Source organism: Cryobacterium flavum, assembly GCF_900103805.1.
In the GTDB taxonomy this organism is placed as follows: domain Bacteria; phylum Actinomycetota; class Actinomycetes; order Actinomycetales; family Microbacteriaceae; genus Cryobacterium; species Cryobacterium flavum.
Genome location: NZ_FNIB01000006.1, coordinates 111001 through 133306, shown reverse-complemented (window position 1 = coordinate 133306; position 22306 = coordinate 111001). Strand labels below are relative to the sequence as shown.

At 65.8% G+C, this 22306-nt stretch carries 17 protein-coding genes; 10 read left to right on the top strand and 7 right to left on the bottom strand.

The window, feature by feature from the left end; translation table 11 throughout:
• The first annotated feature begins 27 nt into the window (after positions 1 to 27).
• From BLS91_RS10300 to BLS91_RS10260, 9 genes are all read left to right on the top strand, one after another.
• Positions 28 to 1584 carry a dolichyl-phosphate-mannose--protein mannosyltransferase gene (locus BLS91_RS10300; protein WP_092340633.1) on the top strand — a complete coding sequence of 519 codons (1557 nt, stop codon included), beginning with the start codon at positions 28 to 30 and terminating at the stop codon, positions 1582 to 1584.
• A 155-nt stretch (positions 1585 to 1739) separates the two neighbouring features.
• On the top strand, positions 1740 to 2840 hold the full coding sequence (locus tag BLS91_RS10295; protein WP_092340632.1) for a fatty acid desaturase family protein: 1101 nt from the start codon (positions 1740 to 1742) through the stop codon (positions 2838 to 2840).
• Between the two features lie 146 nt (positions 2841 to 2986).
• Complete coding sequence (locus BLS91_RS10290) at positions 2987 to 3658, top strand: hypothetical protein (protein WP_092340631.1); 672 nt, start codon at positions 2987 to 2989, stop codon at positions 3656 to 3658.
• A 126-nt stretch (positions 3659 to 3784) separates the two neighbouring features.
• Entirely contained in the window at positions 3785 to 4927 is a 1143-nt protein-coding gene (locus BLS91_RS10285) for a WxL protein peptidoglycan domain-containing protein (RefSeq protein WP_241983004.1), read from the top strand.
• 173 nt (positions 4928 to 5100) lie between these two features.
• Positions 5101 to 7356, top strand: coding sequence for an ice-binding family protein (locus tag BLS91_RS10280; RefSeq protein WP_159433848.1), 2256 nt, complete (start codon positions 5101 to 5103; stop codon positions 7354 to 7356).
• 290 nt (positions 7357 to 7646) lie between these two features.
• Positions 7647 to 8231 carry a hypothetical protein gene (locus BLS91_RS10275; protein WP_092340629.1) on the top strand — a complete coding sequence of 195 codons (585 nt, stop codon included), beginning with the start codon at positions 7647 to 7649 and terminating at the stop codon, positions 8229 to 8231.
• Between the two features lie 88 nt (positions 8232 to 8319).
• A complete protein-coding gene (locus tag BLS91_RS10270; protein ID WP_092340628.1) occupies positions 8320 to 9699 on the top strand; it encodes an L-serine ammonia-lyase in 1380 nt (459 codons plus the stop codon).
• 177 nt (positions 9700 to 9876) lie between these two features.
• Positions 9877 to 10296 carry a LysM peptidoglycan-binding domain-containing protein gene (locus BLS91_RS10265; protein WP_092340627.1) on the top strand — a complete coding sequence of 140 codons (420 nt, stop codon included), beginning with the start codon at positions 9877 to 9879 and terminating at the stop codon, positions 10294 to 10296.
• Between the two features lie 92 nt (positions 10297 to 10388).
• A complete protein-coding gene (locus BLS91_RS10260; protein WP_092340626.1) occupies positions 10389 to 11315 on the top strand; it encodes a sulfurtransferase in 927 nt (308 codons plus the stop codon).
• A 137-nt stretch (positions 11316 to 11452) separates the two neighbouring features.
• On the opposite strand, the gene BLS91_RS10255 is transcribed toward BLS91_RS10260, so the two are convergent.
• Positions 11453 to 13951: a DEAD/DEAH box helicase gene (locus BLS91_RS10255; RefSeq protein WP_092340625.1), complete on the bottom strand. Its 2499-nt coding sequence runs from the start codon at positions 13949 to 13951 to the stop codon at positions 11453 to 11455.
• Between the two features lie 246 nt (positions 13952 to 14197).
• On the opposite strand from BLS91_RS10255, the gene BLS91_RS10250 reads away from it, so the two are divergent.
• A complete protein-coding gene (locus tag BLS91_RS10250) occupies positions 14198 to 15835 on the top strand; it encodes a molybdopterin-dependent oxidoreductase (protein ID WP_092340624.1) in 1638 nt (545 codons plus the stop codon).
• Positions 15836 to 15896: 61 nt separating this feature from the next.
• Here BLS91_RS10250 and BLS91_RS19925 read toward each other — a convergent pair whose 3' ends face one another.
• The 6 genes from BLS91_RS19925 to BLS91_RS10225 all read right to left on the bottom strand — a co-directional run bounded on the left by BLS91_RS19925 (position 15897) and on the right by BLS91_RS10225 (position 22300).
• Entirely contained in the window at positions 15897 to 16055 is a 159-nt protein-coding gene (locus BLS91_RS19925; protein ID WP_158252830.1) for a hypothetical protein, read from the bottom strand.
• A gap of 102 nt (positions 16056 to 16157) precedes the next feature.
• Positions 16158 to 16997, bottom strand: coding sequence for a ferritin-like domain-containing protein (locus tag BLS91_RS10245; RefSeq protein WP_241983003.1), 840 nt, complete (start codon positions 16995 to 16997; stop codon positions 16158 to 16160).
• A gap of 336 nt (positions 16998 to 17333) precedes the next feature.
• Positions 17334 to 18089, bottom strand: coding sequence for a twin-arginine translocase subunit TatC (gene tatC / locus BLS91_RS10240; RefSeq protein WP_092340779.1), 756 nt, complete (start codon positions 18087 to 18089; stop codon positions 17334 to 17336).
• Between the two features lie 65 nt (positions 18090 to 18154).
• Positions 18155 to 18367: a twin-arginine translocase TatA/TatE family subunit gene (gene tatA, locus BLS91_RS10235; RefSeq protein ID WP_092340622.1), complete on the bottom strand. Its 213-nt coding sequence runs from the start codon at positions 18365 to 18367 to the stop codon at positions 18155 to 18157.
• Between the two features lie 128 nt (positions 18368 to 18495).
• Complete coding sequence (locus BLS91_RS10230) at positions 18496 to 20148, bottom strand: FAD-dependent oxidoreductase (RefSeq protein WP_092340778.1); 1653 nt, start codon at positions 20146 to 20148, stop codon at positions 18496 to 18498.
• The gene (locus BLS91_RS10225; RefSeq protein WP_092340621.1) at positions 20141 to 22300 is read right to left on the bottom strand and encodes a molybdopterin oxidoreductase family protein; all 2160 of its coding nucleotides are present in this window, start codon (positions 22298 to 22300) and stop codon (positions 20141 to 20143) included. The genes BLS91_RS10230 and BLS91_RS10225 overlap by 8 nt, the downstream gene beginning before the upstream one ends.
• Between the last annotated feature and the right edge of the window lie 6 nt (positions 22301 to 22306).

Below are 22306 nucleotides of genomic sequence, written 5' to 3'. Positions count from 1 at the left end.
TCTTCGCTTGCTCGGTACGATAGTCAGGTGCTCGCAACTAGTCGATGGGTTCGCTGGGGCGCGCCCCTCCTCGTGGTCCTGCTGGCCGCCGGATTACGCTTGTGGAACCTTGGCGTGCCGCACGCTCTCGTATTTGATGAGACCTTTTATGTTAAGGACGCCTGGACCCTCTTCAATAACGGGTATGAGTCCACCTGGCCGGCGGACGCCAATCCCTTGTTCGAGGCCGGGCAGACCGACATCTTCACGACGGATCCGTCGTTCGTGGTGCACCCGCCGCTCGGCAAGTGGCTCATCGCCCTCGGCATGAACCTGCTCGGCCCCGGCAACCCGTGGGGCTGGCGCCTGGCCACCGTGGTGGTCGGGGTGCTCGCGGTCGTGCTCATCATGCTCGTGGCCCGCAAGCTGTTCCAGTCGCGCCTACTGGCCGTGATCGCTGGTTTTTTGCTCGCCATCGACGGTCATGCCATCGTCATGAGTCGGGTTGCTCTGCTCGACAACTTCGTGATGTTCTTCGCACTGCTCGGTTTCGGGGCGATCCTGATGGATCGGCAATGGCACGCGAAGCGTCTGGCCGCCCGGATGGCCGGGGTGAGCGACGTCGGATGGGGCCCGACCCTGTGGTGGCGACCGTGGCTGCTTGCCGCCGGTCTCGCCTTCGGCCTGACCAGTTCGGTGAAATGGTCAGGGCTGTACTTTCTGGCCGCCTTCGGCGTCTACCTCGTTGTCGTCGACGCGCTCGCTCGGCGCCGTAACGGCGTCACTTTCTGGGCCAGTGCCGCCATTCTAAAGCAGGCCCCCGCCACGTTCCTGCTCCTGGTTCCCGTGGCCGTCACCACGTTCTTCGTGTCCTGGACGGGCTGGTTCGTCACCCGCGGCGGGTATTACCGGGAGTGGGCAGACGGGGCTGGAGCGGCCTGGACCGGTCCGCTCGCTTGGGTTCCGCACACCCTGCAGAGTTTCTGGCACTATCAGGCGGCCGCATACACGTACCACGTGGGCCTCGCCACGCCGCATCCGTACCAGGCCAACCCGGTGACCTGGCTATTCATGATTCGCCCGACCAGCATGTACTACCGCGGTTCCAGTCAGGGCGAATTCGGCTGCCAGTTTCAGAACTGCTCCGAGGCGATCACCTCGGTCGGCAACCCGCTGATCTGGTGGGCGGCGACCGCCGCGCTGCTCTACCTGGTCTACCGACTGGCCCGTTACCGGGAATGGCGGGTCGGCCTCATTCTCATGGGAATGGTCGCCGGCTACCTGCCGTGGCTGATGTACCTGAACCGCACGGTTTTTCAGTTTTACACGATCGCGTTCGAACCCTATCTGCTGCTCGGCCTCGTTTTCGTCATCGGCATGTTCCTCAAGCGAATTCCCGACCTGTCCAGGCCAGAACACCGGCATTCAGCACATTCGCAGGTGTACGAATATGACCCCCAACCGCGGGTCGGAGCGCTTGGCGCCGTCATTGTCGGCCTCGGGGTGGCGCTGCTGCTGACCGCGTTCTTCTTCCCGGAATGGACCGGAATGCAGACTCCATTCGCGTTTTGGCAACTCCACATTTGGATGCCAAGTTGGCGATAGATCGGTCAGATACATTCCATTTTTGGCATATAATGACTGAGAATGCTGTGTGAATGAGGCACGGATTACGCTCCGGCGAACGTAGACTGACGATTATCTGCTCCACGAGTAATTGCTCACGTCCCGGCTGAGAAGTCCCGATCTAATAAGGCCTCATGTCGGAAGCACTAGCCGCACCCTCGGTCCGCATCATCAGGACCCGGCCGGGTGGAGACACAAAGAATCCCACAACCGAATATTCGGCGCTCCTGCATACCGTGCGCAATCTCGGCCTTCTCGGCCGTCGCACTGGTTTCTACTGGATGGTCTTCTCCATTCTCGTCGTGGCCACGCTCGGCGCTGCTGCAGGGTTCGTTCTGCTCGGCGATACCTGGTACCAGCTGATCATCGCCGGCGCGCTCGGCCTCATCTTCACCCAGTTCGCTTTTCTGGCCCACGAAGCCTCGCACCGCGCCGTGTTCACCTCCGGCAAGGCGAATGACCGGGCCGGTCGCATCCTCGCCAACCTTTTCGTCGGCATCAGCTACGCCTGGTGGATGACCAAGCACAGCCGTCACCACGCGCAGCCGAACGTCATCGGCAAGGACCCGGATATCGAGCCCGACTTCATCGTCTTCACCGACAACGATGCCAAGCAGGTCAGTTGGCTCGGCTCGTTCGTCACCCGTAAGCAGGGTTACCTGTTCTTCCCGCTGCTCATGTTCGAAGGCATCAACCTGCACATCCAGGGTTTCAAAACCGTCTTCGGCAAGAACAAGGTCAGCGAACGCTGGGTCGAGATCACGATGCTCGTCACGCGCATCACCGCCTACTTCGCCGTCATCTTCTACTTTCTGCCGCTCGGCATGGCCTTCGCCTTCATCGGTGTGCAGATGGCCGTGTTCGGTGTCTACATGGGCGCCTCGTTTGCTCCCAACCACAAGGGGATGCCGCAGCTTCCGGCCGAAAGCCGCGTCGACTTTCTGCGCCGCCAGGTTCTCACCAGCCGCAACATTCGCGGTGGCACCTTCATCGACACCTACATGGGTGGGCTCAACTACCAGATCGAACACCACCTGTTTCCGAACATGGCCCGACCGCACCTGCGGAAAGCGCAGGAGATCGCCAAGGAATACTGCATCTCCCACGACGTGAAGTACACCGAAACCGGCGTCTTCGAGAGCTACGGCATCGTCATCGCCTACCTCAACAAGGTGGGCCTGGCCGCGCGTGACCCGTTCGATTGCCCGATGGTGCAACGCTTCCGCACGCACTGACCAGCCTTCGGGCACCGGCCGCTTCCAATCAGAGAGGCGGCCGGTTTTTGGTCTGTGTGGGTATTGGGGTATTAGTACATTAAGTCGCTAGATCTTGTTAGAATGAAGTCCATTCGACCCGCTCATCCTGTCGAAGGTGCCGACACGTGTCGCTTAGCACCGAACTCGTCGACAGTTTGTGGGGCAAATTCGTGGCTGGTACCGCTGCCGTTCGATCCTTCCCCAGATTGCCAGTCATCGGATTGGCCAGCCTCGCCCTCGTCGCGGGATCGATCACCGGGTCATCGCCGGCCGCAAACGCTGATACGACGGTCACCGACACGGTCAGCACTGCAATTCTAGGCGGTTCTCTGACTGCCGTCGTCTCCGCGCCTATCAGGATGTCCCCCATCCCCCTCGGCGGTCGCGCTAACCAGGCGTCCGTGGGTACCCCGGTCGAGTGGACGATTACGAACGCTCGCGGCTCCAGCTACGCCTGGAGCCTGTCGGTGAGCGCCACGGACTTCGTCAGCGCGGCAGGAACGTTCGACATCCTTCCGCGAACGGTCGACGCGGAAAACCTCACCATTACACCCGGAATCGTCACGGCCCACACCGGTGAAGGTGCCGATGCTGCCCCCACGACTGAGCCGGTTAGTGTGTCCCACCGGCCCCAGGCCCTGGTCTGGACCCGCACGCTCGGCAAGGGAACGTTCACCCTGACACCGGAGTTCAGCCTCGACGTTCCCCCCAACGCCTTTCGATCTAATTTCTCAGGCAGGATCGACGGATCTGCCGTGAATCCGTTCGTCTCCGTTTTGACGTTCACGATCGCCTGACGCCGCTGTGCGCCAAAATTGAGCCAAAACTGACTGCCGCGCTGGCCAACAGCGCTCGCGCCCGTGTGAGACTAGAGGTATCGCCTCATTCGGGGGTTGTACCGGATACCAGCTAAGGTCCACCCCATGTCACACCGCACCAGTGCACGTCACTCCTCGCCGGTCGCTCAGCCCAGCCGCACGTCGATCCGTGAAACGGTTCGCACGCGAGTACTGCGGCGCTTCATTCTGCTCGCGGCCATCGCAGCACTCGCTCCGATGGCGGCCACCCTGTTCATAAGCCAGCCGGCGGCCGCTATCGACGACGGAACACTGGGCATCCGCCCGGAACTGGAATCGGATTTCTTCCACATCGATCTCGCCCCCGGTGCAGCGATCGAGGCGAACGCGATCGTCAGCAACCACTCCGATGCCCCGGTCACGCTGCTCAACTATGCCGTCGACGGGCAAAGCACCCAGCAGGGAGCGTTTGCCCTTGCCGCACAGTCCGATGTACAAGTGGCCGTGGGCAGCTGGGTGACCCTCGATGCCGAATCGATCACTATCCCGGCCAACTCCGACCTGACGGTACCGTTTCGGCTCAGCGTTCCCCTCACAGCCACACCGGGAGATTATGCCGGCGGGCTGATCATCCAGAGCCCGCCGATCCAGGGTGAGACCACGACGTCGAACGGCGACGCAGCACTGCGGCTGGACGTGATCCAGCGTCAGGGCGTACGCATCTACCTGACCGTTGCCGGCACCACCACCACCCAGCTGAGCCATGGTGCCCTGAGCTGGGAACGGTCGGGGGACGGGATCGCCTTCACCCTGCCCATCAAGAACACCGGCAACACCATCCTGTATCCGACCGCTGGCCTGAACCTCGACAGCGTGATCGGCGCCACGACCGAGCTCCAGTTCGAGACACCGGAGAGCCTCCTTCCCGGAGCCACCCTCGACATGACGGCGACACTTCCGCTGGCTGCCTTCATTCAGCTCGGCAGCGCCGACGCCCAGCTGATCTCCGACGCCGGAACCGAACAGGTCACCACCACCTTCGCCTACGTGCCGTGGTGGATCATTCTCATCATGCTGATCCTGATCGCAACGATCGCATTCGGCGCCTGGCGCACCACCCTGTTCGTGCAGCGCGCGCGTCGCGCGCTCGCCCTAGTCGCGGCAGCTGAGCCGGTCGCCGGATCGGCCGCCGCGCCGGTCGCCACAGCCGACGTATCGGCGTCCGACGCTGTCGATTCCGACGCGCCCCTGCGTCGACCACGTCGATGAGCCGTAAGCACGCGCCCCGAAGCCCCTCACAGCGGCCCGGGGGCCGCCGACCACACGTCGTTGCGCTGCCAGCCCTGACCGTTTTCATCCTCCTGACCGGCTTGTTGGTTGCGCAATCGCCGGCGCAGGCCGCCACCTCGACTGTCAATCTCAGAACGGCCGGCAGTTACTCCGTGCTGGCCGCAACTGCCGTCACGAGCACCGGCAGAAGCGTCGTGAGCGGCAATGTGGGAACCAGCCCGGGCACGGCGATCACTGGATTCCCACCCGGAATTCTCACCGGCAGCATCCACGCCGGCGATACGCATTCCATGACGGCTCGGACCGACCTCCTTACGGCCTACGCCGATGCCGCCGGTCGCACCCCAACCGATTCCCTCGACGGCGATCTCGCCGGGCGAACCCTCACCGCGGGCATCTACAAGGCCACCGCGGCCCTCACCGTCAGCACCACCCTCACCCTCGACGCGCGGGACGACCCCACCGCGGTGTTCATTTTTCAGATCGACGCCGCGTTCTCAACCGCGGCGGCGAGCAGCGTCGTACTCGCCAATGGTGCGCAGGCATCGAACGTAGTCTGGCAGGTCGTCGGCGCGGTCTCGCTCGGCGCCAATTCCACCTTCGCCGGGAATGTTCTGGGCCTCACCGCCATCACCAGCGGAGCCGGTTCAACCTTCATCGGCCGGGCACTATCGGCTAATGGCGCCATATCGCTGGCGGACAGCGTCTTCATGACCGAACCTCCCGTGATGCTGAAAACGGCCGGGAACTTCTCCGTACTGGCGGGGACATCCGTTGAAAACTCCGGCGGATCCACGCTCAGCGGCAGCCTCGGAGTGAGCCCAGGAATTGGTCTGACCGGTTTTCCGCCCGGTCGGGTCACCGGCAGTACGCATCTCGGTACGGCTGAAAGCGCGCAAGCCCAGATCGACCTGCAGGCCGCCATCGACGATGCATCCGCGCGCACGCCCACCTCGACGCTGAGCGGCAATCTGTCTGGTCAGACCTACACCGCCGGCGTATATTCCGCACCGGGGGCACTGACCCTGGACTCCTCGGTCACGCTCGACGCGCAGGGAAACCCCAATGCCGTCTTCATCTTTCAGCTTGACTCCGCCCTGACGACGAGCACCGGCAGCACCGTGCGCCTCATCAACGGAGCGCAAGTCTCACGGATTTTCTGGCAGACCGACGGCGTCGTGCAGCTCGGCGGATCTTCGTCATTCTCGGGTACCATCCTCGGACGGACCGACATCACCGTGGGCGCCTATTCGGGCTTCACCGGCCGCGCCCTCACCCGCAACGGCTCCGTCACCGTCGCCAGCAATACCTTCACCAGCGAAGCGCCGGTAGACTTCGGCAGCGCCACCACCTTTTCCATACTGTCTACAACCTCGGTCGCGAACACCGGCTTTTCCTCCTTCGACGGCGATATCGGGGTGAGCCCGGGGACTGCGATCACCGGGTTTCCGCCCGGAGTCCTCACCGGTACCATCCACGGCGGCGACGCCGCCGCCGCCGCCGCTCAGGTGGACCTCGCTGCTGCCTATAGCGATGCCGCGGCGAGGCCGTCGAGCGCCGTGATTTCCGGCGACCTCGCCGGACGCATCTTCACGTCGGGCGTCTACAGGGCCACGGCGGCCGTCACCATCAGCTCCACGCTCACCCTTGATGGACAGGGCAATCCGAACGCCATCTTCATCATCCAGGTACCCGCCGCCTTCAATGCGGCCGCGGGCAGCAAGATCCTGTTAGTCAACGGGGCGCAGCCTTCACGGGTCTACTGGCAGATCGCCGGGGCGGTTTCGCTGGGCGCGGCAGCCTCTTTCAGCGGAACCATTCTCGGCATGGCCGCGATCTCGATCGGTAACGACGTCAGCTTTATCGGGCGAGCGCTGACCGCCAACGGCGCTGTCACCATGAATATGGCCAAATCGACCAGCCCGGCACCGCCCGTCGGAGATCTTTCGGCAACGACCGCGGGGGCGACCCTATCGGCAGTGACCCTGCTGGGGGACCAGCCGCAGTTCGCGACCGGCGTCTCCAGCCGATGGTCGATCAGCGACGCTCGCGGCAGCGGCGGCGCCTGGAACCTCTCGGTGAGCGCCACGGTGCCGATCAGCGCGGCCGGCACGATCGAGAGTGAGGCTCGCGTGCTGCCGGTGCAGAACCTGAGCATTGTGCCGGGCATCATCGACTCCCTTCCCAGTTCCGATGCCCCCAGCGGAATCACCGCGACCGACCTCACACTCTCGACCGCCCCACAGACCCTGGTCGCCACGTCGGGCCCGAACCGGGGTACCTACTTTCTGACGCCGACGTTCAGCCTGATGATTCCGGCCAACGCCTATCGCTCTAACTACTCCGGAGCCATCGATCACTCGCCACTGAACCCCTACGTCACGGTTCTGACCTTCACCATCTCGTAGCGCATCGAGGCCGGGGGCCCGGTTGTTATTACAAGCGCTCCTGCCCGAATGCCCTTTCTCTACCGCCCATTAAAGGTATTGCGCCAACCTTGCGCTAACGCTGATTCAACCCTGAGCCACCAACCCACACTTCGCGAGCCCACCGTGTGAGTATTGATTTATCGCCTCCGGAACTCGTTCCCAGCGGATAACGAGTTCGGTTCACAGCCTGCGACATCTGCTCACCCACACTTTGCGTGGACACGCCTTTTGGCGTTCCCACTTCACCAGCACCCATCAGAGGACACCCCATGCAGGCTTCAATCAAAACCGCCGGAATCATCATCGCGACCGGCATCCTGTTCGGCTTGGCCCTCTCGCCCGCCCATGCAGCCGACAGCACCGACACGGTCAACGCGACCATCAGCGGCGGCAACCTCAGTGCCAACCCGACCGCGCCCAGCGCGATGACCCCGGTCGTTCTCGACGGCGTCCACGCCCAGTCGTCCACTGGCACCGCCGCGTGGACCATCACCAACGCACGCGGCACCAGCACCGCTTGGTCGCTCTCGGCCAGCGTCGTAGACTTCAAAAGCGCTGCCGGCTCGGTCGACGGAGACGTTCGCACTCTGGCAGCCACCAACCTCGTCATCACGCCGGGCACGATCACAGCGGGCGCCGGGTCCGACGCGGCTCCCACCGCCGCCGCCGTCACCATGAGCAACGCGGGTCAGACCCTCGTTCGCTCGACAACCCTCGGCAAGGGCACCTTCACCCTCACCCCGACCTTCAGCCTCACCGTTCCGGCCAACACCTTCCGCTCCAACTTTTCCGGCGCAATCGGCGACTCCCCCCTCAACCCGTACGTATCGACCATCACGTTTACCATCGCGTAGAGCTCAGCACCCATCACTCGAAACGCCTCGCACCCTCCGGTGCGAGGCGTTCGTGCGTCACGGCTCCTGGTGACATAGTCTGAAGAGCGTGACAGCGTACGTCTCCGCCCTGGACCTGTTTTCCATTGGAATCGGCCCGTCCAGTTCCCACACGGTGGGTCCGATGCGTGCTGCCCGCGTGTTCGCCGAAGACCTCGTGGCGACCGGCCGCTCAAGCGAGGTGGGGCGCATCCGCTGCTCGTTGTTTGGCTCCCTCGGTTCGACAGGTCTCGGTCACGGCACCCCCGACGCCGTTCTGGCCGGTCTGACCGGCTTACGCCCCGAGACTTGCGATCCGAGCGAGGTGCACGGAGCCTGGTCCGGGCTCAACGACGGAGCCTCGCTCACCCTGCTCGGCGGGCACAGCATTCCCTTCCAAACCGACGACGTGCACTTCGAACCGCGCACCCGGCTGCCCGGCCACCCTAACGCGCTCACGCTGACTGCTTGGGCGAAGGAAACGGACGCCCCGCCCCTGCTCGAGGAAACCTTCTATTCGATCGGTGGCGGGTTCATCCGCCGCGGCACCGAACGCTCGAGCGCACAGGCCCGTGTCGCTCAACCACTCCCCTACGATTCCAGTGCCGAATTGCTCGCGCTGTGTGAAGCGCACGAGCTCACCATCTGCGAGGTTGCCCGCCGCAACGAGGAAGCGATCCACGGTGCGGCAGCGCTCGACGCGGGCCTCGACGCCATTTGGGATGCCATGCACACCTGCGTCGACGCCGGGCTCAGTCACACGGGGCTGCTGCCGGGGGGCCTCAAGGTCAAGCGTCGGGCCGCGGCGGTACGTATGCGCCTGGAAGAATATGACGGGCTGCCGCTGCGCGACCGCGACACCTCCACCGAGTGGTTGCACGCCTTCGCGCTCGCGGTGAACGAGGAAAACGCGGCTGGCGGCCGGGTGGTCACCGCACCGACCAACGGGGCGGCCGGCATCATCCCGGCCGTCGGTCACTACTACCTGCGCTTCGTTCCCGGAGCGGATGCCGCCGGCATCCGTCGGTATCTGCTCACGGCTGTGGCCATCGGTTCCCTGGTCAAAGCCAACGCGTCGATCTCCGGAGCCGAGGGCGGCTGCCAGGCCGAGGTGGGCGCGGCCTGCGCCATGGCCTCCGGCGCGCTCTGCGCTGTGCTCGGGGGCACTCCGCGACAGGTGGAGAATGCGGCCGAAATTGCCATGGAACACCATTTGGGGCTCACCTGCGATCCGGTCGGGGGCCTCGTGCAAGTGCCCTGCATCGAGCGCAACGCCATTGCCTCGTCGACCGCGGTGTCGGCAGCCCGGATGGCGCTGCACGGCGACGGAACCCACCTGGTCTCGCTCGACACCGTGATCGAGACCATGCGGCAGACCGGACTCGACATGATGACGAAGTACAAGGAAACCAGCGAGGGCGGGCTCGCCGTGAACGTCATCGAGTGCTGACGGATACCCCTGAATGGGGGTAGTCAGCTCCGTGTTGCCGCCATGTCGGCAGCCTAAACTGGCTGAACGCGTGCATCGACGATGTCGCAGCACGCCTCTTGAAAGGGTTGAACCATTCGCAGCACACTCGCACGCCGCCCGTGGGGCATCATCGTTGCCGCTCTCCTGCTCTTGGCGATGGCTGGCTGTGCCGGCGAACCGGCTCCGGCCGTCACTGTGACCATCACCCCGACCGTCACGCCGACGCCCACACCGAGTCCCACGCCGACACCGACGCCCGTTCCCACCGAGGAGGCGGCGCTGATTCCGAACCCGACGGTGCCCGACCTCGTTCCCAACGCAGAGCCGGTGCCGCTCCCGCAGGGGCCGGCCGCTGACCAGGGCGCTACGCCTGGAGCCCGCGGCACCACGACCGCCGACGGTGCGGGCGCACTACTCACCTACACCGTCGTCGAAGGCGACGCGTTCTTCGACATCGCTCAGCGGTTCAATATTCCGGTGCAATTGCTGCTCACCATGAACCCCTCGGTACCGGGGCTCGGCGAAAACATCTACATCAAGCAGGTCATCAACCTGGACTGGACCACGACGCGCTAACCGGCCGGAGTTTCACCGGCCACTGTGTCGCCGGATGACTCGACCCGGCACCGGTTCCGTCGGGTGTCGGCAGCCCCCGCTAGCCTTGCACCATGAGTTCTCCCGTTCCGCCTTCGCGCCTTGTGTCCAGCCCCGTTGTCTCGACCCAGTGGCTTGCCGATCATCTCGGTTCCGACAACCTGGTCATTCTCGACGCCACCGTGTTTGCGCTAGCCCCGTCCACGACCAAGTCGGGGGCGGCGGGTCCCCGCTACCTCAGCGGTCGTGACGATTACCTCACCAAGGGGCACATTCCCGGGGCCGTGTTCGCCGACCTGTTCGACGTCTTCTCCGACCCTGCCGGTGATTTTGATTTCTCCCGGCCGAACGCCGACCTGTTCGAGAAGGCGGCGGCATCCGTCGGTATCGACAACGGCACGACCGTAGTCGTCTACGACGCCGTGGTCGGCCAGTGGGCGGCCCGCATCTGGTGGTTGTTCCGCGCCTTCGGCTACGACGATGTCGCCGTGCTCGACGGCGGCCTCACCAAGTGGCACGCCGAAATGCGCCCCTTTGCGACCGGCGGCGTGCGTCCGCGGGTCGTCGGCGGGTTCACGGCAGCGCCGCGTCCCGAGCTGTGGGTCGACAAGAGCTTCGTCGAGTCCATCGTGGCAGGCGTAGCGGATGCCGCCCTCGTCTGCTCCCTGCCGCCGGCGGAATTCGCCGGCACGGCCGGTTCCCGCCCGCGTGCCGGGCACATCCCCGGCAGTGTCAGCCTGCCGGCCAGCACGCTCGTGGATCCTGCCACGAACGCGTTCCTGCGCGGTGACCAGCTCGATGCAACGCTTTCCCCGGCCGTCACGGCTTCAGCGGCGGGTGCGTCGGGTCACCTCGTCACCTACTGCGGCGGCGGTATCGCCGCGGCAGCGAGTGCTCTCGCGCTCATCCGCGCCGGTAACGAGCACGTGTCGATCTACGACGGCTCGCTCAACGAGTGGGCCGCCGACGCCGCGGCGCCGCTGAACGCGCCCGGCGTGTAGCCCACAGCACCCGCGCCGGCGCCCGCCGCGGATGAGCGCGCCGGAATTCGGTGGCCGCTAGGTCGGTTCGTTAGCGGCCACCGAGATCGGGCGCAGTCCTGGGCAGATCCACTGGCACGCGCCTGCGCGACGCCGCGCTAAAGGCGGTTCACCCCGGTGACGCGCACGACCGCCGCGCCGAGCTCGTCGGAATCGGCCAGGTTCACGCTCGCGCTGATCCCCCAGTCGTGGTCGCCGGCCGGGTCGTCGAGAATCTGCCACACGGTCCACTCCTCGACGCCCTCCCCGATCATGAGCAGGTCGGAGCTGCGCGCGTTGCCGCCGGTGAGTAGCTCGTCGTGCTCGGCGAAGTAGCCGTCCATCGCGTCTGCCCAGACATCGGCCGAGTAGCCATGCTCGCGATCGAGTTCACCGAGCTCGTCGTAGTGTTCCAGCGCGGCCAACTGCACCCGACGGAACAGCTCGTTGCGCACCAGAATGCGGAACGCCCGCACGTTGGTGGTCAGGCGGCGAGGCGGCGGCGGCAGGATCGCGTGGGCATCCGCTTCGTGCGCGGCCAAGTCGGGGTGCAGCAGCTCTTCCCACTCGTCGAGCAGGCTCGAGTCCACCTGACGCACGAGTTCGCCGAGCCATTCGATGAGGTCGAGCAGGTCTTCGTTCTTGGCCTCGTCGGGAATGGTCTGCCGCGCGGCCCGATAGGCGTCCGAGAGGTAGCGCAACACCACGCCCTCGCTGCGGGCCAGCTTGTAGAACGCGATGAACTCGCCGAACGACATCGCCCGCTCATACATATCGCGCACCACGGACTTGGGCCGGAGCTCGAAGTCCGCGATCCACGGCTGCGAAGCCTTATAGGTGTCGAAGGTGTAGTTCAACAGTTCTTCGAGCGGCTTGGGGTGCGTGATCTCCTCGAGCAGCGCCATCCGCTCGTCGTATTCGATGCCCTCGCGCTTCATCGCGTTCACGGCCTCACCCCGGGCGGCAAACTGTTGCCCCATGAGCACGGGCCGCGGGTTGTCGAGGGTCGACTCCAGAATCGAGATCATGTCGAGCGAGTAGGTAGGCGATTCCGGGTCGAGCAGTTCGAACGCGGCCAGCGCAAACGGTGACAGCGGCTGGTTGAGCGCAAAATTCGCCTGCAGGTCAACGGTCAAACGGATGCTGCCGCTCGCGCTCTGCTCCACAATTCCAGCTTCACGCAGGGTCTTGTAGATGCCCAGGGCGCGTCGGGCCAACACCAGCTGGCGGCGCCACGGTTCGTGGTTGTCAAAGACCAGGGAGTGCACGTGGGCGAAGGCATCGCCGCCGCGCCCGATCACGTTGATGAGCATCGCCGCGGTCATCTGCATGGAGGGCGACAGAGTCTCGGGTTCGGCATCGACCAGACGGCGAAAGCTTGGTTCGCCCCAGGACACGAAGCCGTCCGGCGCCTTTTTGCGCACGATCTTGCGCTTCTTCTTCGGGTTGTCGCCGGCCTTCTCGATGGCCTTGAGGTTCTCGCTCTCGTGCTCCGGCGCCTGGATGACCACCGTGCCAGCCGTGTCGTAGCCGGCCCGCCCGGCCCTCCCTGCGATTTGGTGAAACTCCCGCACGTTCACCTGGCGCATTTTCACGCCGTCGTATTTGGTGAGAGCGGTGAACAGCACGGTGCGAATCGGTACGTTGATGCCGACGCCGAGGGTGTCCGTGCCGCAGATCACCCGCAGGTAGCCGCGCTGCGCGAGCTGCTCGACCAGCCGCCGATACTTGGGCAGCATGCCGGCGTGGTGCACGCCGATTCCCATGCGGATGAGCCGCGACAGGGTCTTGCCGAAACTCGTCGTGAACCGGAACTCGCCGATCAGTTCGGCGATGACGTCGCGCTGTTCACGAGTGGCGACCTTGGCGCTCGCGAGGGCCTGCGCGCGTTCCAGGGCGGCCGCCTGGGAGAAATGCACGATGTAGACCGGCGCTTTGTCGGTGTGCAGCAGCTCTTCGACCGTTTCATGCACCGGCGTCTGCTCGTAGTAGTAGCTGAGCGGGACCGGGCGTTCCACCCCGGTGACGACGGCGGTTGGCCGCCCGGTGCGCCGGGTCAGGTCGTCACTGATGAATTTCACGTCGCCGAGGGTGGCCGACATGAGGATGAACTGCACGCGCGGCAGGAGCAACAGCGGCACCTGCCAGGCCCAGCCGCGTTCCGGGTCGCCGTAGAAATGGAACTCGTCCATCACGACGAGGTCGACCTCGGTGTCTTCGCCGTTACGCAGTGCCAGGTTGGCGAGAATCTCGGCGGTGCAGCAGATGATCGGGGCGTCGGCGTTGACGCTCGAGTCGCCGGTCATCATGCCGACGTTCTCGGCGCCGAAGGTTTCGACCAGGGAGAAGAACTTCTCGCTCACGAGGGCTTTGATTGGCGCGGTGTAGAAGCTGCGCTTGCCGGCCGAGAGCGCGGCGAAGTGCGCGCCGACGGCCACGAGCGACTTGCCGGTTCCGGTCGGGGTGCTGAGGATCAGGTTGGCCCCGGAGACGATCTCGATGACCGCCTCCTCCTGGGCCGGGTACAGGGTGAGGCCTTGGTCGGTCGCCCAGGATTCGAACGCCTCGAAGAGAACGTCGGGGTCGGTTTCGTTTTCGAGGCGCGCAAGCAAAGACATAGTCCCTTAACACTGCACTACTTCTGCCGCTCCCGCCCCCGAACGGTACCCACGCCGTCCCTCCCCCGTGGCTAATTCAGGAAATCCCCTCGGAAAGGTGCACGAAGGCGGGGCAATCGGTCATGTCAGCGCCGATCTCCTGACTTAGCCACCAAACCCGGAGCCAAGATGTGACGGATGTCTGACGAAACCGGCGCGGACCCCGGGCAGAGTGCTAATCACAGCCGCCGGTTCTAGGCTGGCGGCATGGTTTATGTCACCCCCGATACCGCTGCGGCTGCGACCCCCCGCCGCGCCCGGGCCCTCTGGCGCCCGGCGGCCGCGGGACTCGCCGCAGCCCTGGCCGGCCTGGGCCTGGCCGAGCTGACTGCCGCATGGATCGCCCCCGGCGCGAGCCCGGTGCTGACCGTCGGCGCGCTCGTCATCGACATTGTTCCGCCCGGTGTCAAAGAACTCGTGATCGGCTTGTTCGGCACGGCCGACAAGTTCGTGCTCATCGTCACCATCGTGCTCGTGTTGGCCGTGGTCGCCGCTCTGGCCGGCATTCTTGAATCGAGGCGTCCGCCGTTCGGCCGTCTGCTTGTCGTGCTGATCGGCGCGATCGCCCTGTTCGCGGCGCTCTCCCGCTCGAGCGCCTCCACCCTCGACGCGGTGCCGGCGGTTGTCGCCATGGGGGTCGCCGCGATCGCGCTGACCTTCCTCACCACGAGGCTGCCGATACTTCGAGCCACCGAGAGCACCGCCGCCACACGCGACGGGGCGCTCAAACCGGGCGCACCCTTTGACACCTCGGACCGCGCCGAAACGCCTGGCCCCGACCGCCGCCGCGTTCTCGTCTACACCGGCGTCACTGCGGGCATCGGGCTGCTCGCCCTGGTCGGCGGCCAGCTCAGCGCCGCAGCGACCAGGGCAGCGGATGCCGCGCGCGCGTTATTCACGCTGCCAGCGGCATCCGTTCGGCAGGCCGCAATACCGGCCGGGGCGAGCCTCGACGTGGCGGGCATCACCCCGCTGATCACGCCGAACGCGGACTTCTATCGCATCGACACCGCCCTGAGCGTGCCGCGGATCGACCCCACGACCTGGCGGCTGAGAGTCACCGGCATGGTCGAGAATGAGGTCGAGATCGACTTCGCCGAGCTGCTCGCGCTGCCACTCGAGGAGAGCACGACCACCCTGGCCTGTGTGTCGAACTACGTCGGCGGCGACCTGATCGGTAATGCCACCTGGCTCGGCTACCCGATTCGCGAGCTGCTGGCCCGCGCCACGCCCACGAGCGGGGCGGATATGGTGCTCTCCACGAGCCAGGACGGCTTCACGGCCGGCACCCCGATCGAAGCGCTGACCGACGGTCGCAACGCCATTCTTGCCGTGGGTATGAACGGCGAACCACTGCCGCTCGAGCACGGCTACCCGGTGCGCATGGTCGTGCCCGGGCTGTATGGCTACGTCTCGGCCACGAAGTGGGTCGTCGAGCTCAAACTCACCCGATTCGATCAGGAACAGGGCTACTGGACTCCGCGAGGCTGGTCCGAACTCGGCCCGGTCAAGCTGTCCTCCCGGGTCGACGTGCCGCGCGACGGCACCTCGGTGCCCGCCGGATCCGTCGTCATCGCCGGCGTCGCCTGGTCGCAGCACGTGGGAGTGAGCAGTGTCTCCGTGCAGATCGACGACGGCCCGTGGAAGGACGCCACCCTCGCCGACGCGATCTCCGTCGACACCTGGCGGCAGTGGGCCTACACCTGGAGCGATGCGACCATCGGTAACCATACCGTCAAGGTGCGGGCAACGGATGCCGAGGGTCTCGTGCAAACGTCGGCCACCGCCGACGTCGCGCCCGACGGGGCCACCGGACTGCACGAGATTTCGGTGTCCGTCTCGTAAGTGACGCGCTGGGCGTAGGTTTGCCTGCCGAGCTCATGATTGAACCTGCACCCGGGCCGGTCTAGCGTGGGCAAAGCACCGCGATCGGCACGGTGCAGCCGGCCTTGTGCTCGTAGGGCGCGAAGAACAACGCCCTCGCCACGATCACGTCGCGCCACAGTGTCGCCCGCTCGGCCTCAGCGGCCACCCGCACCGTCACTGTCAGTGTTCGCGGCCCCACCTGCACTTTTCCGCGTCACGCGCGACGCTGGAGCTGCGCCAGTACGCCGGAGTTTCGCCTCCCGCGTACTGGCGCAACTCCCGCGCGCTTTGGGATGACGGGCTAGCCGTTGGCACCGCTGGTGTTGATGACACCGTTCACGCCGGCCGGGAAGAACCCGCCCGAACGCACCGGAGCCGCGTTGAGATAGGTGATGTTGAGCACCTGGGCGGCGCTGCGGCTGAACACCAGGCCATTGGCGTCGGTCGGCACGAGGTTCGCCTTCGATGCGTTGCCGATGCCTTGGTCGAGGTCGGTCGGGCCGTCGACGGCGTCGCGCACATCGGAGATCGCCTGCACGGTCGTGTACACCGAGGGCAGCGCCACACCGAGCGCGTAGAGCGTGCTGCGGATGACGCCGGCGTGGTAGGCCTCGACCGCGAGCAGGCCGGCGGCCGCCTCGAGGTAGGTCTTGTTCGAGATCAGTGGCGCCGCACCCTTGTAGGCGGTGACTCCGACGTCTTCGAAGATGAACGCGCCGAACAGAAAGTTCGCCTCGTTCGCGTACACATCGAATTTCTGTCCGGGCTTGACCAGTCCGGCCGCCTGGGCGGCGGCGGTGAAGCTCGCGTCGAGGTTGATCTTGGGGCGTGACACGGCGACGCTGCCGAGCGCGGACCGCAGGAAGGCCACGTGAGCTTTCTCGTCGGCGGCGATCTCGGCGGCGTACTTCTTGATGATCGACGTCTTGAAGTGCACCATCCGACCACCGGTCACGCCGCCGCGGGTACCGGTTCCGGTCGTCATGCTGTCGGGCAGCCCGCTGCCGGTCGTGGCCCGCAGATAGAACTCTGCCTCGAGGTACTCGAGGTTGAGTGCGAAGTTCAAAATGGACGCGTCACTCGGCGCGGCTGCCGGGCCGGTCGATTCCGCGGCCAAAGCCGGTGAGCCAGTGGCGAGCATGGCTGCTCCCACACCGAACCCGGCCACACCAGCCGCCCGCAGAAAGTTTCGGCGATCCGAAGAATTCTCTGCACTGCGGTTGATAGCGCTGGTAATGAAACCCTGATCAAACATCCTTGTTCTCCTGTCGATTGGCGAATGTGCCGGGTGTGTCTGAAGTAACAACGGCAACCTACCCGCTCAAATCAATCTCCCGGATGGCTGGACACGGACGTAAGCAAACGATAAGAATTATGCTCACTTTGTAGGTTTTTGCGTTCTGTATGTTTTCCGGCGCGACTGGACGCCAGCAGAGCGGATGCCGGCGGCCCGCGCCCGCTCGTGCCAGCTAGCGAGTCAGAGCAGGAGCCCGTCGCTGCCGACCGGGGGTAGCCGGCGAGCCACCCGGCGATCGTGGAGCACCGCGATACCGTAGGCGGCGAAGTAGAGCACCACCATGGGAATGGCGAGCAGGAACATCGACACCAGGTCGGCGGCCGGGGTCGCGATGGCGGTGAACAGAATAATGACGAGCATCGCCACGCGCCAGGATTTGATGATAGAGCGCGCGCTGATCACCCCGGCGAAGTTCAGCAGCACGATGAACACCGGCAGCACGAACGCGATTCCGATGGCGATCATGAGCTTGAGCACGAAGTCGAAGTAGTTCTGCGCGTTGATGAGCGCAGCATCCTGTCGGGGCGCAAAGCTCGTCATGAGCTCGACCACGTGCGGCAGCACGTACCAACCGGCCGCGCACCCAGCCAGAAACAGCGGCACGGCAGTGAAGAAGAAACCGAAGGTGTACTGCTTTTCCTTGCGGGTGAGCCCGGGGGTGAGAAACGCGAAAATCTGGTAGAGCCACATCGGGCTCGAGACGATCAGGCCGACATAGAACGAGATGCGCAGTTTGAGGTCGAACGCACTCGTAATGTCGGGGTAGTTGATCTGCGCGTTGCGATTCTGGGCTCGCACGATCGCGTAGATCGGCTCGCGCAGGCCGTCCCAGACGAAACTCGACAGAAACCAGCCGGCGATCGCACCGACCAGGATGCCGAGGGCCGCCAGAAAGAGCCGCTTGCGCAACTCCAGCAGGTGCTGTCCGAGAGACATCTTGCCTGTGCGCTTGTTTGCACCTTTATCCGGGGCGCTCCGCACCCCCTGCACGACCATCTGGCCTAGACCTTCGGGTTCGGCATGCCGCTCGAATCGGTGCCGGAGCTGCTGTCGGTCGGTGTTTCCTCGGTGCGCTCCGGGGTGATCTCGCTCTTGAAGATCTTCATCGACTGACCGAGACTGCGGGCGAGCCCTGGCAGTTTCGGAGCGCCGAACAAGAGCAGAATCACGACGAGAATGATCAGAAAATGCCATCCGGTCAGGTTGCTGAGCATGTAAATTCTCCCTCGAATCAAGTCGGTCGTGCAGCAGTGTAACGGCCACACCCGTGGCGAAACCGGGTAAAGCTCAGCATTTTCTTGGGTTGTAACATTTTCCCTAGAAATCCGGGAGAAACGGATGCCTACCCGGCTGTTCCAGCGGCGGGCTCGGACGTGGCGAAGCGCTCGAGAACGTCGATGATGCGCATTTTGCAGCCGCCGCATCCGGTGCCGGCCCTGGTGGCAGAGCTGATGCAGGCGACGCTGGTGTTGCCGGCCGCGGCCGAGTCGGCGATGGCTCCGACCGTGACCCCGTTGCACCAGCACACGGTCGCACCCGGGTCGAACGCACTGCCCGCGGAGGGCTCGTAGTCCGGCCCGTCGTAGCGCAGCAGGACGGAGCGATCGGCTGGCAGTTCGCTGCCGCGCTCGAACAGCAGCGTCAGTTCGGCGGCGGTGCGCGGCATGCCGACGCAGACGAACCCCTCGAGAATACCGTCACGGGTGACCATTTTCACGTAGCGCCCGTGCTCGGGGTCGGCCCACTGCGAGACGCTCAGCGGTGCCCCGGAGCAGCCGGCAGCGTGGGCGTCGATGCTGGCGTTATCAGCGGCACGATCCCACGGGTCGGCGCCAGTGTTTCCCACCGACACGACGTCGATGCCCTCGGACTTCAGCATGACCACGGCCGACACCGAAGCCGCCAGCGGCAACGCCGCACCCCGGCCTACCATCTCGACGGTGAATCGCGCTGCCAACCAGTCGGCCTGGCGCCAGCCCGGCCCGATCAGGCCGCTGGGCCCGCCGGAGGGCAGCGCGGTGGAAGCGCCGGCGCGAGGCGCAGGAGCCACGTGCGCGCAGTCGCCGATCGCGTAGATGCGCGGGTCTCCCCAGCTCTGTAGGTTTTCATCGACCAGGATTCCGGTCGACACCGGCAGGGCCGCCAGCTGGGCCAGCTCGATGCGGGCGCCGACACCGCAGGAGAGCAGCAGCAGGTCGCCGTGGATCTGCTTGCCGTCAGCACAGATCAGGGCGTCGAACCGGTCCACTCCGTCGTCGTCCTCGTGAAAGAGCAGGCTCTCGGCGCGAGAGTGGTTGACCATGGTCACGCCGGCCCGGCGGGCGCTCTGCGCGAGCACGCTGCCGCCGCCGCGGTCGAGGTTGCGTGCCATGGGAATCTCGCCGTGATAAACCACGCAGGCCTGGGCACCGGCGGTCGCCGCAGCGAGAGCAATCTCCACACCGAGCACGCCCGCGCCGAGCACGACGATGCGGGCTCCGGCAGTCACGGCCGCGAGCACCCGCTGCGCGTCGTCGAGGTCACGCAGCACGGTGACCCCGCGCGGGAGTGGGGCGCCGCTGGTGTCGAGGGTGGCGGCATCCGCTGGCGGCGCCTGGCGATCGCGGTGTACGCGGGTGACGCCGTCGAGGGTGGGCACGTTGGCACGGGCGCCGGTGGCGAGCACGAGCCGGTCGTAGCGCAACAGCGTGTCATCGCTGAGCGACACCGCACGGCGACTGCGGAGGATGGCCGTGACGCTCAGGCCCAGGCGCAGGTGCACGCCAGCCTCTCGGGCGGCGAGCGTGTCGGTGATATCCAGGCTCTCCCGGTCGGCGTTGCCGACGGCATATTCGGCGATGAGCACCCGGTTGTAGGCGTCCGCGCTCTCGGCCCCGACTACGGTCAGTATCGCCGCGCCCTGCCGCACGAGCGGCAGCAGCTCGTCGACGAAACGGGCACCGACCGGGCCGTAGCCGACCAGCACGATGTGCTCAGAGTTCCGGTGTTCAGACATGGGCGCCTGCTTCCACGAGCGCACGCACTCGAACGGTCGTCTTCTTGAATTCGGGCATACCGCTCACGGGATCGGTCTCGTCGTCCGTCAGCAGGTTGGCACGCTGATCGCCGGCAAAGTGAAACGGCAGAAAGACCGTGTCAAAGCGGATGTCGGTGCTCACCTCGGCCCGGCAGCGCACCGTTCCCCGGTCGTTGCTGACCTCGACCCAGGCCTCGTCGATGATGCCGAGCTGCTCCGCGGTAGCCGGGTGCAGCTGCAGTCGGGCCTCCGGCTGGGCATCGGCGAGCTCGCGCACCCGCCGGGTCTGGGTGCCGCTTTGGTAGTGCTCGAGCAGGCGGCCGGTGATCAGCGTGAGGGTGCCGTCGACCTGCGCCGGTGCACCGAGGCGACTGGCCTGGACGGCGACGAGGTGGGCGCGGCCGTCGGGGTGGGCAAAGCGGTCAAGAAATAGGCGGGGCGTTCCGGTGGACCCTGCGGGATACGGCCAGAAGGCCGGCTCTTCGGAGTCGAGCAACTCATAGCTGAGCCCGGAATAGTCGGCCAGGCCTCCCGCCGACGCCCGGCAGAGTTCGTCGAACACCTCGGACGCTTCGGCGCTGAACGTTGACGCCGAGTCGAGCCGGCGAGCGAGTTCCTGCCAGATCCACAGTTCGCTGCGCACGCCCTCCGGCGCGTCGACGGCCAGGCGGCGACGGATGACGCGGCCCTCGAGCGAGGTCATCGTGCCCTCCTCTTCGGCCCACTGGGTCACCGGCAGCACGACATCGGCGAGCACGGCAGTTTCGGAGAAGAAGAAGTCGGCGACGACCAGAAAGTCGAGGGTTTTCAGGGCGGCGCGCACCCGGTTTGCGTTCGGAGCCGAGACGACCACGTTAGAGCCGTGCACGAGCAGGCAGCGGATGCCGCCCGGCTCGCCCAGCGAGCTGAGCAACTCGACCGCGGGAAGCCCAACGCCAGGCAGGCTATCGGGGTCGACACCCCAGACCCCAGCGACATGCGCGCGCGCGGCGGGATCGTTGATCTTGCGGTAGCCGGGCAGCTGGTCGCATTTCTGCCCGTGTTCACGTCCACCCTGCCCGTTGCCCTGGCCGGTGAGCGTGCCGTAGCCGGAGTGCGTCGTGCCAACAAGGCCGAGCACCAGGCTGAGATTGATCGCGGCGGTGGCCGTGTCGGTGCCATCGGCGTGCTGCTCGACGCCCCGCCCGGTAAGGATGTAGGTGCCGCTGCCGGTCGCTGCTCCGCGCGCAGCCCCGCCAGCGAGGCGCCGGGCTAGTTCACGCAGCTGCCAGACCGGCACGCCGGTCTGTTCCTGTACCCGGGCCGGCCACCACTGGCTCACGCTGCGGCGCACCGCGTCGAAGCCCGTGGTGCGGCTCGCCAGATAATCGAGGTCGGCGAGTTTCTCGGCGATGACGATGTGGGTCAGGCCGAGCAGCAGCACGAGGTCGCTGCCGGGGGTCGGCTGCACGTGCATGCCGGCGCCGTCGTCGGTGAGTCGGGCGGTCGCGGTGCGGCGGGGGTCGACGACCACGAGGCCGCCAGCGGCGCGGGCGCCCTCGAGGTGGCCGATGAACGGCGGCATGGTCTGCGCCACGTTGGAGCCGAGAATCAAAATGGTGTCGGCCGCGTCGAGCTCGTCGACCCGAAACGGCAATCCCCGGTCGAGGCCGAACGCCCGGTTTCCCGCGGCGGCGGCGCTCGACATGCAAAACCGGCCGTTGTAGTCGATGCGGCTGGAACGAAGCGCCACTCGGGTGAACTTGCCGAGCTGGTAGGCCTTCTCGTTGGTCAGGCTGCCGCCGCCGAACGCGCCGACCGCGTCAGCCCCGTGTTCCGCCCGGGCCTCGCGGAGTTTCGAGGCGACGAGGTCGAGTGCGTCGCTCCAGGAGGCCGGCTCGAAGGTACCGTCAGCCTGTCGCAGCAGGGGTTCGAGAATGCGGTCCGGCGATGTGAGCAGTTCAGCAGAGGTCCAGCCCTTCTTGCACAGGCCCCCGCGGTTGGTCGGAAACTCCCGGCCCGTGACCGTCACGACTGCGGTGGCCTGCGAAACGGATGCTGCGGCATCCGTTTTAACCGGCGTTTCGACCGGGGTCAGCGTCATCGCGCACTGCAGGGCGCAGTACGGGCAGTGGGTTCGGGCCACGGGCATGGGTTC